Source organism: Klebsiella sp. CD33 (genome assembly GCF_051992865.1).
Taxonomy (GTDB): domain Bacteria; phylum Pseudomonadota; class Gammaproteobacteria; order Enterobacterales; family Enterobacteriaceae; genus Klebsiella; species Klebsiella pneumoniae.
The window spans coordinates 3,045,678-3,060,273 of record NZ_CP197023.1 but is presented as its reverse complement, the minus strand read 5'-3'; the positions used below and the strand labels follow the sequence as shown (position 1 = coordinate 3,060,273).

Below are 14,596 nucleotides of genomic sequence, written 5' to 3'. Positions count from 1 at the left end.
CTCCTAATTAATCGTTATCCCGGAACGAACCCCGGGCAGCGCGTTGCTTTTTATCAATTTCCGCGCGGACAGCCTCGCCAACAAGTCGCGCCAGTTCGCGCGGATTGCTGCTCTGAATGCCGTGCAGATGGACGTGAATATCACCGGGAAAACTACCACCTGAAGCTGTAGCCGCCGTGTGGGTGCTTTGATTTCGGCGTACCGGTTGCCATGCCTGCGTCTGTTTTATCGATGGCTCGCCAGCGGCAATAACCGGGCGAGCGCTGACAGACTGGCGGACAAGCTTCGACTCCTGCCATTCACCACGTACTGCAAGGGCTGGAGGGAGATTTTTAAATACAATGTCACCCGGCCCGATACGTTTGCGTTTTTCCTCATCTAAAAGGCCTTTGGTGTTATCCGCGATTTGGCCCAGCCGCCGCTCTGTTCCAGAGTTGCCCCCGAGCACATTGGGCGGCGGGGCGCTGCCTTTGCTTGCAGGCTTTTCAGATGACCATTGCCACTCCCTTTTAACCATGCGCCCGGATTTTTCATCCCATTCCCACATAACCGGAATAGCCCTGAGTCTGGCCGCTTCCAACCTGGCTCTTTCAATGCCATCGGGGATGAGATCGAGCTTCTCCAGTAACCAGCCGACGCCTTCCATTAACTTCTGAAGCGGCCAAAGCAGAACGCTAAGTGCGGTCCCCAGGACTTCGCCAAAAGTCTGCCCGGCGCTGGCGCATTTGTTTAGCGCCTCGCGACTCTCCTCAACGGGCGTTAATACTTTTTTAAACCAGTTCCAGACGTTTTTGACGCCATCCCCAATGACCCCGAAAACGGGCGCCAGCCGGGAAAATGCGTTATAAACTGGCGCTAACCCCTGGATGACGCCTGTAAAAAAACCGCTAAAGAAGGCCTTAATTGGTCCCCAGTATTTCCAGATCAGTACTCCCGCAGCTACAAACGCAGCACCCACTAAACCGATTGGGCTCAAGAGCATTGATAATCCGCCGCCCAGTGCAGCAATACCGCCTTTTACAATGCCGAAGAGAGCAGGGATCCCGGTTAGCTGCAATGCCAGCCCGCCAATGCTTTTTGACAGGGCGCTGATAGCAGTCCCCAGAGAGGTAAAGGCACCAAGTAACGCACCGCGCAGGGGTACCATCATTCTGGTTAATACGCCGATGCGTCCTGCCAGGCCGCTGAGTAAAGCACGCCATCCGCTAATTTTTACCAGTGAGCTACCGCCCGCAGCACTCAACATGCGGAACGCTGATACCGTACCTCCGATTCCGCTCCCGCCGGACAGCAGCGCAAACCCCAGTCTGAGCTTCGCCAGCGGACCTATCAGCAGACCAGCAGCTAATGACATACCGCCAATTACTGCGGTCAGTGCCAGTACAGTCCCGCCGGCGAGTAACAACGTTTGTGAAAGTCTGGGGTTTTCTTCTACCCAGCTTTGAACAGTGCCAATAACCCGGCTAAGCCCCTGTGTCAGTCTGCGCAATGGGCCGTCCACTGTCTCAGCTACAGAAATGCGGAACGCCTCCCACGCGCTGTCCAGCTCCTTCAAATCGCCGCCAAGGTTGTCTTTTTTCTTGTTAGCGACGGCGAAGGCCTCCTGATTTTTATGCGCTTCAGCAATTTGTCCATAGAGTGACTGGAGGTAGCCATCACCTGCGCCGTTGACCAAAGACTGGAGACTCGTAAAACCCTCTTCTCCGGCGATATCTTTGAAAAATGAAACCTGATCCACCTCGCCAAAGCGGGAAACGCGTTTTTGTAGATCGAGAAGAATATCGAACGGACGTCGCATTTTTCCGCTCGCGTCGGCAGTTTCCACTCCCAGCTCTTTGAGTGCCTTTTTGGCTGCCGTAGTAGGGGAGGCCAGGCGGGAGAGGGAGCGACGCATTGCAGTACCGGCCTCGCTACCGCGAATACCCACGCGCGCCAGCGTGCCGGTCATCGCTGCGGCTTCTTCCAGGCTAATCCCTAGTCCCGCGGCTACCGGTCCGACAACTTTCATTGTCTCGCCGAGGCTGCTAAGCGTGGTGTTGGTACGGGTAAATGTACCTGTCAGCACATCGCTGACGCGGTCCATTTCCCCGGCATCGAGGGCGAACTGTGAAAGAATATTTGAGCCGATGTCTGCCGTTTCACCCAATTCCATACTGCCCGCTAGTGCCATATTGAGTACGCCGGGCAGTGCGGCACGGATAGCATCTGGCGTGAAGCCCGCCATTGCCAGAAAGGCCTGGCCGCTGGCGGCGTCACGTGTGGTGAAGGCGGTTTCAGCACCGAGTTTTTTTGCCTGAGTGCGCAAGGCGGCCAGCTGCGAATCGCTTTTATCGAGTCGCGTCAGCGCCTGGACGTTTGACATTTCCTCATCAAAACCAACCGCAGGCGACAGGAAGCGTCCGGCGCCATACCCGGTAGCGGTTGCTGTACCTAATGCTATGGCACCACCAGAGCGCAACTTCCCGGCCATCTGCTGTGCACCCTCGTAACGTTTACGAGCTTGAGTGACCGCAGCAAGTTGCCGTTTTTCCCGTTCAAGGGATTGGTTGTATTGTTCTGTGCGGCGTATCGCGTTACCGATGGTGGCGCTACTACCGGAAAGCATGACGCCATGCTGGCGCAGGGCTGATGCACTCTCACGGAGGCGGGCCACTTCCGTCACGCGTTTTGCGGTCAACCGATCAAGCCGCTCACCCAATCGGGACATCAGTATTTGCTGTTTTTCCGTCAGAGTTCCGTTTTTACGTTGCGCTTCTGACAAGCCATCAAAGCGGGCACGGGCACGTGAGATGGAACGGTCGGTTTTGCCGACGGCCGCGGTCATTCGCTGAAAAGTGGCACTGCTCTTATCGAGTCCTTTCAGGGTGGATTGTGTTTTTCTGAGGGAGTCGGATAGGCCGCCCGCACTCTGGCGGGCAGCATTAACGGGGCGGGTAAATCTGTTGATCGCGCTGAAAGCAACGCGGATATCAAGGCTCTTCATCACTGGCACCACTTCGAAGCGCCGCCCGCTTGCGCCAGGCTATCACCTCGCCAAGATCCATGCCGAAAACTTCAGAGGGCGGCCAGTTAAAAATAACGGCAATATCAGCAACCAGATCGTCTATCTGGTCAAACGCAACGGTGATTACTCGCTCTCCGTCTCCGCCACGTTCGACGCTCCAGGCTCCGGCGGATTCAAGAAAGGGACCAGAAGCTCTGCCAGCCCGATAAAGTCCAGGGTGTGCATTTCGTTGATTTCTTTTTGTGTCAGCGCAGGCGCGGTGACTCGCGTCAACAGCGTGGCAATTGAGTCTGCATCCATATTGGCAACGCGGATAAGATTCAGGCCGCGCAACGATCCGGCCTGACTGATGGCGCCAGTGATTTCCACCTGACCGATCTCACTGTCTTTACGAACTACCGGCTGCATCAGCGTGAACAGGTTTTTAGTTTTTTTAGCCATGTTTAAAATCTCCGGGCGGCATCGTTGCCACCCTCTTAAAGGTTATCAATTGCCCATGCCAAGGGCAGAGGTGATGCGGTCCGGGAACATGTTCTGACCGTTCTTTTTGTAGATGAAATTCAGCAGATCGATTTCGATAATGGGCTGATCATCTATGGAGAATTTGTAGTAGGTGGATTTAAAGGTGTAGCTTTCCTCGGTGTCTTCTCCCTGTTTTGAATCTCCACCGTCGAGTTCAGTAAATCGCCCGCGCAGCTCCACCTCGACAAGCTGGCTTTCGCCATCAGTGAAATATTCACCCGCAAAGCGCAGCCGCGTGCCGTCAATTTCTGCTCCGTATTCGAGAAACAGAGCCTTAATGACGCCGCCAAAAACAATGGTGGAATCCAGCGCGCCAGCCTCAAGGCCGAGATCAACACCGACCGCACCCAGCATGCCACCGCCCTGATAGTCCTCTACCTTTCGTGACAGTTTGGGGCGAGTGAAAGAGGTCACTTTTCCCAGATAGTTGTCGCCGTTAACAAAGCAGCTAAAAAGCCGCAGTTTGTGAGGAATAGCCATTATTCACCCCCGAGCGACGCGAACGCCGGTTCGTAAAAATCATCAGTAAAGGTCTGGTATAGCGTCAGATCTTCAAGCGGTGGGACCGGGCTGTAGCTATAGCGCACAATCAGTTTTCCCTGGCGCAAATCCGTGGTGCCGTTATCCAGCGTGTCATACCAGCAGTCAGCGCCGATAAGCTGGCCGGCAGTGACTTTTTTGCTGAGAGCAGAGCGGATGCCGCTTACCACATCTTTCACGTTGGCCGGAGTGAGCGGGCTGTCAACAGAGGTAAATTGCGCCTCCGCAATACTGTCCGCCAGGATCTGCGCGGTACGGGTAAACACCTCAAAAGTGTAGGTTTCGGTGTCCGTGGTGCGGTTACCCCAGAAGCGGAAACCGTCACGCTTGATAAGCGTCGTGATTTCGTTGTTGTTCAGCTCGTTAGCGTCGCTGTCTTCTGCCTGCAATGCCCAGAACACATCTTTCGAAATACCCAGAACGTTATTCACCACAACATTCGACAGCGATTTGTGCCAGCCCTGGCTGTTATCGATAGCGGCGCGCAGGCCGCAGGCGTAAGCCGGGGCAGGAAACGTTTCGTTATCATCCGTCAGGGGGTTGTAAGCGATGAAGTCCGGCCAGATCAGCATCAGCTCGCGGTAAGCGAAGGTTTTGCGATAAGCAATAGCCTCCGCCATGGTCGCGCAGCCGTTACAACCGGCATAAACAAAAGCCCGAAGATTCTGGGCAATCACGCAAAGCTGTGACGTTACCTCCTCGGTGTCGTAGTCCGGTACCGCCAGGATGCGCGGACGATAGCCGGTTTTGGCTTCCGCCGTCAGCAGGGCATACATTCCCGTATAGCTGTCGCCATCTGTTCCACCAATAACGGCCTGGGACTGGCTGGCACCGTTACCGGAAGCCTCTTTCACCCGGACAATTACAACGCGCGAGCTGCACTGATCGGAAATGGCTTTGAGAGCTTTGTAAAGTGACCCGGTTTTACCTGCCTTGCCGAGGACGTTACGCACCCGAGTCAGCAGAACCGGCGTATTGAGCGGGAAGGTTTCCGGATCGGCGTCATCAGCAACCGCGACAATACCGATCACGCTGGAATCAATGTCATTGATTGCCTGCTGTAGGTCGGTATTTTCGCGAGAGCGGACGCCGTGAAAACGAGTTTCAGACATAAGTTCACCATCATGTTGCTCTTTGAGTTCAGGGCCATATTCAACGTTAAGTCTGCTGGCGTCGCCTGGTTGCCGGTCTGCCCGTTCGCTGACAACAAAAAGGGATTCAGCCCCGCGCGCGGGCATGGAATCATCAGCAAAAAACGGGGGAGTTATGTCGATAGCAGACACGCTAACAACAGCAGCCGAAGGGTATTTAGAAAAATTAAGTGAGGTCGTAAAGACACCGGATTTTAGTATCACGTTGGGTGGGGTCGCCCTGACTGAACTGGCCGACCGCATCACCTCGCTATCTGTTACAGATAACAACGGTTTTGATGCTGATCAGCTAACTTTGTCAGTAGATGACTCCGACGGAGTAACGGATTTACCCCCACGCGGTGCGGAGCTGGCGGTGTCCATCGGCTGGCTGGGTGAGGCGTTGATCTACAAAGGTCTCTACACCGTTGACGAGGTGGGGCATAGCGGGCCGCCGGATGTAATCGACATCACCGCGCACAGCGCTGATTTTCGCGAAGAGATGAACGTCAGGCGGGAGGTGTCCTGGCATGATGTGACGGTAGAGCGGGTGGTATCGGCCATAGCCCGGCGTTATGACCTGAAGCCGATGATTAGCGAGGCCCTGATCGACATTGAGATCGACCATGCGGATCAGACCGAAGAGAGCGACATGTCGTTTTTAACGCGCATGGCGGAGATGTTGGGGGCCATTGCCACCGTGAAAAATGGCTGTCTGCTGTTTATCCTGCCTGGGGGCGGCGTCAGTGCATCCGGTAGGGCGCTGCCATCGGCTGAGATAACCCGTGCCAGCGGAGATCGTCACAGGTTCCGCATTGCCGATCGTGATGCTTACACTGGTGTGCGGGCGTACTGGCTGGATCTTAATTTCGGCAAGAAAAAACCGGTCAAGGTCACTAAGCGCAAAACAAATACTGCCAGAAAAAAGGCTGAGGAGAAAAGCAGCCGGCCGGAGGGGGATTACTTGGAAGGCGCTGAAGGTAACGTGTATGTTTTGCGTAAAACCTATCAGAACGAAACGGCGGCCAGGCGCGCAGCTGCGGCAAAATGGATACAACTCCAGAAAGGCGCAGCACAGTTTTCGATAACCCTGGCGCGCGGCCGCGCCGATTTATACCCGGGTATGCATCTGACCGTGTCGGGCTTTAAGCCTGAAATCGATACTCAGGATTGGATCATTGCCAGAGCGGAACATGTAATCGGTGATAACGGATTTACCACGAAAATGGAGCTTGAAGCGAAAATAAGCGACTGGATTGCAGAAACTGAACAGTAGCGGCCATAATAGCCGTGAGTTCAACTCCCTATGGGAGATCATCATGTTTGTTTGTCCCTACTGCGGCGCAAACGCCCGCACCCGCACCAGCCGCCGGTTAAGCGAGTTCACCATCCGGCAATATCATCAATGCCAGAATCTTGAATGCAGCGAGTCATTCACGACACTTAACACCGTAGAGCGCAGAGTAACGAAGCGCTCAACCAGCGCAGATCCTTTGCCGCCAGGATTTATCCCCGGCGATGCTTTCCCGGCTTCTCATTACGGGAACAGTCAACTTAGTCTTGCAGTATAAAAATAGCCCCCTGGAAAGGGGGCTATTCTTGTCAATGTGGTCGATATGTGGACATTTTTGAAATAAATCCTTTTATTTCAATTTATTAAATCCCAAAAAAAAGCCCCGTCGGGGGCGACGGGGAAAAACTCATTGATTATGGAATGATCTGTTCTCTGGTCAGTTCGAGAACAGGGGCTACTCTACGGGGGAAAAGTGCAGGCAAGATGGAGAAAACGTGGAGATTCAGGCTAAAATCCCCGGGCATTCAGGAAAGGGAGGAACAATGAAAAAGCTACTGGCTATTCTGCCACTGTTATTAGCCGGCTGTGCCCAGCCGCAGCCCACAGCGCCGACAAAAACCATCGGCATGCCCAACCCCGCGGCGGTATACTGTCAGCAATCCGGCGGCACCCGGGTGCCGGTGCAAACGCCGCAGGGCGTCAGCACTCAGTGCAAACTACCCAGCGGCGAAACCCTCGACGAGTGGGCGCTGTGGCGCCGGGATCATCCGGCTAAATCGTAACCGGCAGGGCCGCCAGCCAGGCGGCCAGCACCCGGGCATGATTCTGCTCGGTGTTCTTCGCGGCGTACAGCAGCGTCAGCGGCTGGCGTTGCGCCAGCGCCGCCAGCCGCAGGCCCGTTTCGCGATGGGCGTCGAGCTCCTGACGATAGCGCTGGCTGAAGTGGGCGAAATCGATCGCCTCGCCGTGAAAGGCTTTGCGCAGCTCAGCGGAAGGCGTTAACTCCTTACACCACTCATCACAGGCCAGCGCCTCTTTTTTAATCCCCCGCGGCCAGAGACGGTCGACCAGCACCCGATAGCCGTCGCTGCTTTCCTGCGGGTCATACACCCGTTTACACTGAATCATCATCCTGCTCCTTCTGTGCCATCCAGGCGAGCAACTGCGGGATTTGCCCGTCGGAAAATACCGTGATGCCGTGGGCGCGGAGTAGGTCGGCGGCCACGCCGGCGCCCGCTTTGCGCCGTCCGCGAAAGGAACCGTCATAGACAAACTGGCTGCCGCAGGTAGGGCTGCCGTCGGTGAGTAACGCTGCCTGACAGCCCGCTTCCCGGGCGGCGCTGAGCGCCAGCCAGGCGGCCAGCTGATAATGTCCGGTGACGTCGCGGCCGTCGCTTTCCACGATCCGCGCCCGTCCGGCAAGCACATCGCCGCCCGTGCCGCCGAGGATCTCCGCCGGCAGTCGGGGCGTAGGCAGACCGGCAGCCAGCTCCGGGCAGTGGATCACCAGCCGCCCCGCCTGCTGCCAGCGGGACAGCGTCGCCGCCAGCTGTGCCTTCTCGCTACCGTTATACCGCACCTGGAATCCCATCAGGCAGGCGCTGACCAAAAGCTTATTTTTCATTCTCTCTCCCTTACGCGCTTTTTCCAGTATACCTCACCCGTCGGCCACGGCGGTGGGGTGAAAATAAGGATTGTGTTCCACAGGTGGGATCGCTATTCTGACGTGCCTTGTGCTGTCCGTCTCGTCCAGACATAAGGAACCTGCTATGAAAACTCCTTTACGCCTCGCCCTTGTCGGCGATTATCACCCCGATATTGTTGCCCATCAGGCCATTCCCCTGGCGATAGACGATGCCGCCGCCGTGCTGGAGCAGCCGGTGAAATATGACTGGCTCGCCACCCCGTCGATCGCCTCCGGCGAGGCGCTGGCGGAGTACGATGCCATCTGGGTCGTTCCCGGCAGCCCGTATCGTCACCCGGAAGGCGCGTTTACCGCGATCCGCTATGCCCGGGAAAACAGCATTCCTTTCCTCGGCACCTGCGGCGGCTTTCAGCACGCGGTGATTGAATACGCCCGCAACGTGCTCGGCTGGCAGGACGCCGGACATGCGGAAACCGACAGCGAAGGGCGGATGGTGATCGCTCCCCTCAGCTGCTCGCTGGTGGAGACCTCTGCCGTCGTCGAGCTGCGGGCGAATACGCTGATTGCCCGCGCCTATGGCCGGGAGAGCATTGAAGAGGGCTACCACTGCCGGTACGGCGTGAGCAGCGCGTTTGCGGCGGAGCTGGAGCAGGGCGATCTGCGCGTCACCGGCTGGGATGAAGAGGGTGAGATCCGCGCCGTCGAGCTGGTGACGCACCCGTTTTTTGTCGCCACCTTGTTCCAGCATGAGCGTCACGCGCTGGACGGGCGTCCCGCGCCGCTGGTGCAGGCGTTTCTCCGCGCCGCGGCACAATAATTCCACCGGCAGCGGGCGCTGCCGGTCATCTTCAGGGGTGAATTTCCCGGTCACGTCCGGCGAGCGCGCCGCAGACCGCCATCACCAGCGAAATCAGCGCCACCGCCAGCAGCGGAATATGCCAGTCGCCATTGGCATCATGGATCCTGCCCATCAGCGGCGGCCCGCAGGCGGCCAGCAGATAGCCGACGCTCTGCGCCATCCCTGACAGCGCCGCGGCCTGATGCGCCGAGCTGGCGCGCAGGCCGATAAACGTCAGGCCGAGGATCATAGTGGCTCCGGAGCCAAAGCCGAACAGCAGCGTCCAGCCGATCGCCAGCTCAGGCAACAGCCACAGCCCGGCGGCGCTGATGGCGCACATCAGGGCGACCAGCACCGCGATCCCGCGCTGGTCGCGCAGCCGATGCAGGATCAGCGGTATCGCCAGGCCGGGCGCGGCGGTCGCCAGCTGCAGCAGGCCATGCAGCGAGCCGGCCTGCGCTTCGCTATAGCCCATACTCTGCAGAATCGACGGCAGCCAGCCGATAATCACGTAATAGACCAGCGAGTTGATGCCGAGGAACAGCGTCACCTGCCAGGCCAGCGCCGACCGCCAGATCCCCCGGTTATGCATAGCGCCTGAGCCGGTCAATGGCGTCTCCGCCCGGCGCCGGGACTGCGGCAGCCAGCTGAGGAGCGCCAATAGCGGGAAGACCATCAGCAGCAGCAGCGCCCCGCGCCAGCCGAATCCGGCCATCGCCACGGGGACCACCAGCGCCGAACCAAGCGCCGCCGCGCCGCCCATCGTCAGGGAATAGGCGCCGGTCATCCGCGCGACATGTTGCGAGAAATCCCGTTTAATCAGCCCGGGCAGCAGCACGTTACCCAGCGCAATGCCGCAGCCGATTACCGCCGTGCCGATAAACAGCAGCGCAGCGGAGGGCAGGGAGCGCAGGGCAATGCCGGCGCAGATCAGCAGCATCGCCAGCAGCAGGCTGCGTTCCATGCCGAACCGGCGGGCAACCCCTGCCGCCAGCGGCGAGACAAGGCCAAAGGCCAGCAGCGGCAGGGTAGTGAGCAGCCCGGTCTGCGCGGTGGTCAGGCCATAGTCGCTACGAATCGCGTCCAGCAGCGGCGCCGCGCCGGTGAAGACCACGCGCAGGGTGGTGGCGATGAGCAGGATACCGGCAATCAGCAGCGCGGGGCGGCGGCCGGTAGAGGAGATCACAGAAGACATATCATTCTCAAGGTAACTAACGAGGGGAGTTACGATAGCGGCTTTGTCCCTCGTTTAAATCAAGCTAAAATGACAGATTATCGCTAATATCGGACAATATGATGATTGGACTGGGGCTGGATGGCTATGAACCGGACAGTGGCCACGAATCGGCCATTGCCTTTCGTATCCGGGTGGTGGAGGCGGAGCAGTATATTCCGGCGCATTCCCACCGTAAGGGGCAGCTGATCCTTGCCCTGCACGGCGCCTTGACCTGCGAGGTGGAGAACGCAATGTGGATGGTGCCGCCGCAGTATGCGGTGTGGGTTCCGGGGCAGCTGTCCCACAGTAACCGCGCTACCCCCGGCGCCCAGGTATGCTTCCTGTTCATCGAGCCGGGCGCCGCGCCGATGCCGGATCGCTGCTGTACGCTAAAGATTTCCCCGCTGGTGCGAGAGCTGATCCTTACTCTGGCGGAGCGCGGCGGAGAGTCCCTGGCCGCCCCCGCCACGGCCCGGCTGGTGCAGGTTCTGTTTGATGAGCTGCCCCGCCAGCCGCAGGAGCACCTGCAGCTGCCGGTATCAAACCACCCGAAAATTCGTCAAATGGTGACGATGATGGCTGAGTATCCGGCGCGCTGGCAGACCCTGAGCCAGTGGGCGGCGGTGTTTGCGATGAGCGAGCGGAATCTGGCCCGCCTGGTAGTGCGCGAAACGGGGCTGAGCTTTCGCCGCTGGCGCCATCAGCTGCAGCTGATCCTCGCGCTGCAGCTGCTGATCCGCGGGCAGACGGTGCAGCAGACGGCTCAGGCGCTGGGCTACGATTCCACCACCGCCTTCATCACCATGTTTAAAAAAGGGCTCGGGCAGACACCGGGCCGCTATCACGGTAGCCTGGCTACGACTTCCCAATAAACAATGAGATGATCCCGGCGGCAATCAGCGGCCCGACCGGGACGCCGCGAAACAGGGCGACGCCGAGTACTGTACCGACCAGCAGCCCGGCCACCAGATGCGGCTGGGAGCCCATCAGGGAGACGCCGCGCCCGCCGAGCCACGAAACAAACACCCCGACCGCTATCGCCAGCAGCGATTTCCAGTTCATAAAGGAGTGGATCAGCGTCGAGGGCGGCAGCGTGCCGCTGGCGATAGGCGCCATCACGCCGATGGTCAGAATAATGATCCCGACGGTCAGTCCCTGTTTCTCAACCCAGGGAAAGAAGGCGTTCAGCGGCGTGACGCGCACGATAATCAGCACGAGGATGGAGATCGCCACGGTGGTGTTATGACTGATAAAGCCGAGCGCCGCCAGACCCAGCAGGATCAACAGGGTGGTATCAAACATGTACAGAGGTCCTTGCCAAAATAAGAATGCCAAAAAATATCCCGCTTACTCTACGCATCGTGGCGTGAATAAACAGGATTTTTACGCCATGCGGCGGAAATCTGGGCGGATGCCCGGTTAGCTAAGACGGCGAAAGGTCGCGATCTCTGGTCGGGCGATATGTAAATAGTCTTCGGTGTCGAGAATGATCGACCGGTCCAGGCGCCCGGCGTTAAAGGCGATTTGTGGAAAGCGTTCAAACAGCAGCGGGTCCGCCACCAGCCGCAGCGCCGGATGGAAACTGAAGGGGGGAATGGCACCGAACACGCAGGCGGTGAGGGCCTCCACCTCCGCCGGGCTGGCCAGCGAGGCTTTGCTGCCGCCGATATGCCGGGCCAGGCTGGCGAGATCGGCCTGCCGATCGGCGGTGAGGATCGCCAGCACATGCTGGTTGACGCCGTTTCCTTTCACTTTACAGACTAACGCTTTCGCGCCCTGGCCAAGCGCGGTGCCGCGGATTGCCGAGACGGCTTCGCACTGACCGACCGCCTCGTGCGCCATCACCCGGTAGCGGGCCCGGTGCTCGTCGAGCAGCGCGCACAGCCGCTGGTGGATATTACCTTCTACTGCTTCAAGCATAGCGTCCTCCTGACATCATAAAGCAGCCAGCTTAGCGCTGTTGCGCCGGCCTGCCAACGGTGGGCCGGGAAATTCACCATTCGCTCATTATTACTTCACAGTGCTGTGGTGCAATCCCGCAGGCGCAGATGAGTTTTGTAAATAAAAAAAAGAATGATTTTCATTTTCAATCGAACTTTTTTTATTTCGCTCAGTCTCTATCGGACGACACAGAATATTAATAATTGCCGTAATGAGGTTAGGATGATGCACGATGCAACCATGCAGGGTTCCCCACGCAAGAAATTTAATAAAATAAGGGAGCTCAACAGACGGCGGAATTACTTTACTAAGAAAGTACGTAATGCCCTGCGGGTGGGGGTGGCGAAAGCGCTCTGGGATCGCCGACGCCGTCAGCCGGTAGATTTGTCGTCTGCGAAAACCGTCCTGTTGATGCGCAATGAGGGGGCGGTCGGCGATGTAGTGGTGGATTCCGCGCTGGTGAAATGCCTGCATCAGTCAGGCTATATCGTTGATTTTTTGCTGACGACCTCTAACAGCCAGGTGATGCGTTATAACCCGCGGATCCGCCATATTTATGAAGCTGACCCGGTCACGTCCGCCGATTTTTTGCGTAAATTTAATCATAACGTTCCTCGCGACGTTATTAATGAACTGGCTAATAATAAGTACGATATTATTATTGATCCTTCGCTGTTCGATATTCCCGTGCATCGCCTGCGGCTTTTCCGACAAATAAAAGCCAAATCAGTGCTCGGGTTTAATAAATGGCCATCGATTAAGCACTACTCCCACTCTTTTGATTTTGACTGCCAGCGCTGGCACGTGACGAAAACGTTCGAGCTGATCGCCGATTATCTCCAACTGGACACCCGCGGGCTGGACGCTTACGACCTGGCGGTGCCCGGGCCGATTATGCAGGAGGTGGCGCAGTATCTGGCGTCGCTAAGCGGAAAAGCGGTGGTGATTAATATTTTTGCCGGCCATGCCGACCGCAGTCTCTCGCAGACGCAGCTGGCGGAACTGCTCGACAAACTGCTGGCCCGCCACCCGGGGAGCGCGGTTATTCTGCTCGATCACCGGCGCGAGATCCGCATCCCGCTGCCGCCGGAGGTGGTGATTAACCCATTTAACACGTTACACCATGCGATGGCGCTGATCGCCCAGGCGGAGCTGATTATCTCCCCGGACACCTCGGTGGTGCACATGGCGGCGGCGTGGAACAAACCGCTGATCGCGGTCTATAAGGACGTTCTGCTTAATAACCGGCTGTGGGCCCCGGGCTATGACAACGCCAGGCAGATCATTGTTAAATGCGGGAAGGTCCATCAGCATCGCGGGCTAGTGGATAGAATTATAGCGGCGCTACCGGAGACGCTGTGAGGCGATGAGGGGAGACAGGTAGGGCTCACCTGCTGGCCGTATGCAAGAGCCAGCAGGTGAGCGAAGGTTGCATTGCCAGTCTGCAACCGCCGCTATTGTACTGTTGCCCGCGGCTCTGCCACATCCGGGAAAGCTCTTAAAGAGGTGGTCGCCGCGACTGACGGGCGGGATCACTCTTCAGTGAGCCACATATCCGCCTCTTCAAACATCTCCTGCACCGTGCGGCTGATCAGCTCTTTTTCATGCTTGCTGGCGTCGGTGTTGATCGCCGGCAGCGTCATCATCGGCTTCACCCGCACTTCCGCCTCCGGGAAAATGCGCTGCATGCGTTTGGTCAGCTCGTTAAGAATGGCCTCTCTGGCGCCCGGCAGCCCGGCAAAATTGCGCTTGTCATAAATCAGTTCCACAAACATCTTCTGTCCTCTGTATGCTGATCGCGGGCGATAGTTTTACTGTATTAATGTACAGTGTCAAGCGAATGCCGCGGCGCTGCGCATCTACCACCTCGCGCGGCGGGCGGGCTGCGCGCAAAAGCAGCAAACGGTTCGCTGGTGCTGAAGAAGACCCCTATTGACATCAAGGAGTTATTTCAGTGCTGGCGATTGATAGCTGGAGCCGATATTGACCGGTAAAATTGGCAAAACTACTGTATATATATTCAGTATTGTGTGGTGGGTTGAAAAATGAACGTTTACACGCCGGTTGAGCTACGTCAGATTGTCTCCTTTCCCTTTTTTGCCGACCTGGTGCAGTGCGGCTTTCCCAGCCCGGCTCAGGACTATGTTGAGAAGCGAATCGACCTCAACGAGCTGCTGGTGCAGCATCCCAGCGCGACCTATTTTGTCAAAGCCGCTGGCGACAGCATGATCGATGCCGGCATTGACGAAGGCGATTTGCTGGTGGTGGACAGCGCGCGTAAAGCGGAGCATGGCGATATCGTGATTGCCGCCGTCGGCGGCGAGTTTACGGTAAAGAAGCTGCAGCTTCTGCCGCGGGTGCAGCTTAACCCGATGAACCCGGCCTATTCGCCCATCGTGGTCGGCCGCGAGGAGACGCTCGATATTTTCGGCGTCGTAACCTACATCATCAAGGCGGCGGGCTGAT

General features: G+C 57.7%; 18 protein-coding genes and 1 pseudogene. 7 read left to right on the top strand and 12 right to left on the bottom strand.

Annotation, left to right across the window (positions count from 1 at the left end; genetic code table 11):
• Positions 1-7 precede the first annotated feature (7 nt).
• From ACR809_RS15225 to ACR809_RS15205, 5 genes are read right to left on the bottom strand one after another with little or no spacing between them, the layout of a single operon-like run.
• The gene (locus ACR809_RS15225) at positions 8-2,983 is read right to left on the bottom strand and encodes a phage tail tape measure protein (RefSeq protein ID WP_122051406.1); all 2,976 of its coding nucleotides are present in this window, start codon (positions 2,981-2,983) and stop codon (positions 8-10) included.
• Positions 2,970-3,128, bottom strand: a complete 159-nt coding sequence (locus ACR809_RS15220) for a GpE family phage tail protein (protein ID WP_075604421.1) — start codon at positions 3,126-3,128, stop codon at positions 2,970-2,972. The genes ACR809_RS15225 and ACR809_RS15220 overlap by 14 nt, the downstream gene beginning before the upstream one ends.
• The gene (locus ACR809_RS15215) at positions 3,128-3,445 is read right to left on the bottom strand and encodes a hypothetical protein (protein ID WP_004131585.1); all 318 of its coding nucleotides are present in this window, start codon (positions 3,443-3,445) and stop codon (positions 3,128-3,130) included. Before ACR809_RS15215 ends, ACR809_RS15220 begins: the two co-directional genes overlap by 1 nt.
• A 45-nt stretch (positions 3,446-3,490) precedes the next feature.
• A complete protein-coding gene (locus tag ACR809_RS15210; RefSeq protein WP_004216461.1) occupies positions 3,491-4,006 on the bottom strand; it encodes a phage major tail tube protein in 516 nt (171 codons plus the stop codon).
• Positions 4,006-5,178 (bottom strand): phage tail sheath subtilisin-like domain-containing protein, encoded by a 1,173-nt coding sequence (locus ACR809_RS15205; RefSeq protein WP_040181409.1) that lies wholly within the window; start codon positions 5,176-5,178, stop codon positions 4,006-4,008. Before ACR809_RS15205 ends, ACR809_RS15210 begins: the two co-directional genes overlap by 1 nt.
• Positions 5,179-5,332: 154 nt before the next feature.
• On the opposite strand from ACR809_RS15205, the gene ACR809_RS15200 reads away from it, so the two are divergent.
• The 3 genes from ACR809_RS15200 to ACR809_RS15190 all read left to right on the top strand — a co-directional run bounded on the left by ACR809_RS15200 (position 5,333) and on the right by ACR809_RS15190 (position 7,272).
• The gene (locus tag ACR809_RS15200; RefSeq protein WP_040181406.1) at positions 5,333-6,472 is read left to right on the top strand and encodes a phage late control D family protein; all 1,140 of its coding nucleotides are present in this window, start codon (positions 5,333-5,335) and stop codon (positions 6,470-6,472) included.
• Between the two features lie 43 nt (positions 6,473-6,515).
• Positions 6,516-6,767 (top strand): ogr/Delta-like zinc finger family protein, encoded by a 252-nt coding sequence (locus ACR809_RS15195; protein WP_004213128.1) that lies wholly within the window; start codon positions 6,516-6,518, stop codon positions 6,765-6,767.
• A 265-nt stretch (positions 6,768-7,032) separates the two neighbouring features.
• Positions 7,033-7,272, top strand: a complete 240-nt coding sequence (locus ACR809_RS15190; RefSeq protein ID WP_004179368.1) for a putative hemolysin — start codon at positions 7,033-7,035, stop codon at positions 7,270-7,272.
• Here ACR809_RS15190 and ACR809_RS15185 read toward each other — a convergent pair.
• Positions 7,262-7,618 carry a DUF488 domain-containing protein gene (locus tag ACR809_RS15185; protein ID WP_004150779.1) on the bottom strand — a complete coding sequence of 119 codons (357 nt, stop codon included), beginning with the start codon at positions 7,616-7,618 and terminating at the stop codon, positions 7,262-7,264. The two genes, ACR809_RS15190 and ACR809_RS15185, sit on opposite strands and share 11 nt — an antisense overlap.
• Positions 7,605-8,114 (bottom strand): DUF523 domain-containing protein, encoded by a 510-nt coding sequence (locus tag ACR809_RS15180; RefSeq protein ID WP_004176547.1) that lies wholly within the window; start codon positions 8,112-8,114, stop codon positions 7,605-7,607. Before ACR809_RS15180 ends, ACR809_RS15185 begins: the two co-directional genes overlap by 14 nt.
• Positions 8,115-8,259: 145 nt before the next feature.
• Here ACR809_RS15180 and ACR809_RS15175 point away from each other — a divergent pair, with 145 nt between their 5' ends.
• Positions 8,260-8,952, top strand: a complete 693-nt coding sequence (locus ACR809_RS15175) for a CTP synthase C-terminal region-related (seleno)protein (RefSeq protein WP_004140471.1) — start codon at positions 8,260-8,262, stop codon at positions 8,950-8,952.
• A gap of 31 nt (positions 8,953-8,983) precedes the next feature.
• Here ACR809_RS15175 and ACR809_RS15170 read toward each other — a convergent pair whose 3' ends face one another.
• Entirely contained in the window at positions 8,984-10,159 is a 1,176-nt protein-coding gene (locus tag ACR809_RS15170) for a CynX/NimT family MFS transporter (RefSeq protein WP_020324105.1), read from the bottom strand.
• A 107-nt stretch (positions 10,160-10,266) separates the two neighbouring features.
• Here ACR809_RS15170 and ACR809_RS15165 point away from each other — a divergent pair, with 107 nt between their 5' ends.
• Positions 10,267-11,061 carry an AraC family transcriptional regulator gene (locus tag ACR809_RS15165; RefSeq protein ID WP_162992552.1) on the top strand — a complete coding sequence of 265 codons (795 nt, stop codon included), beginning with the start codon at positions 10,267-10,269 and terminating at the stop codon, positions 11,059-11,061.
• Here ACR809_RS15165 and ACR809_RS15160 read toward each other — a convergent pair.
• From ACR809_RS15160 to ACR809_RS15150, 3 genes and pseudogenes are all read right to left on the bottom strand, one after another.
• Positions 11,045-11,491, bottom strand: coding sequence for a DUF441 domain-containing protein (locus ACR809_RS15160; RefSeq protein ID WP_002901080.1), 447 nt, complete (start codon positions 11,489-11,491; stop codon positions 11,045-11,047). The genes ACR809_RS15165 and ACR809_RS15160 overlap by 17 nt on opposite strands.
• A 117-nt stretch (positions 11,492-11,608) precedes the next feature.
• Positions 11,609-12,109: a YbaK/prolyl-tRNA synthetase associated domain-containing protein gene (locus tag ACR809_RS15155; protein ID WP_122051405.1), complete on the bottom strand. Its 501-nt coding sequence runs from the start codon at positions 12,107-12,109 to the stop codon at positions 11,609-11,611.
• Positions 12,110-12,204: 95 nt separating this feature from the next.
• Positions 12,205-12,361 (bottom strand): annotated as a pseudogene (locus tag ACR809_RS15150) (hypothetical protein).
• Here ACR809_RS15150 and ACR809_RS15145 point away from each other — a divergent pair.
• Positions 12,356-13,492, top strand: a complete 1,137-nt coding sequence (locus tag ACR809_RS15145) for a glycosyltransferase family 9 protein (RefSeq protein WP_014907796.1) — start codon at positions 12,356-12,358, stop codon at positions 13,490-13,492. The pseudogene ACR809_RS15150 and the gene ACR809_RS15145 overlap by 6 nt on opposite strands.
• A gap of 170 nt (positions 13,493-13,662) precedes the next feature.
• Here the strand turns inward: ACR809_RS15145 and ACR809_RS15140 are convergent, their stop codons facing one another.
• A complete protein-coding gene (locus ACR809_RS15140) occupies positions 13,663-13,905 on the bottom strand; it encodes a DinI family protein (RefSeq protein WP_002901096.1) in 243 nt (80 codons plus the stop codon).
• Positions 13,906-14,175: 270 nt separating this feature from the next.
• Between ACR809_RS15140 and ACR809_RS15135 the strand changes: the two genes are divergently transcribed.
• A complete protein-coding gene (locus ACR809_RS15135) occupies positions 14,176-14,595 on the top strand; it encodes a translesion error-prone DNA polymerase V autoproteolytic subunit (protein WP_002901192.1) in 420 nt (139 codons plus the stop codon).
• Position 14,596 lies beyond the last annotated feature (1 nt).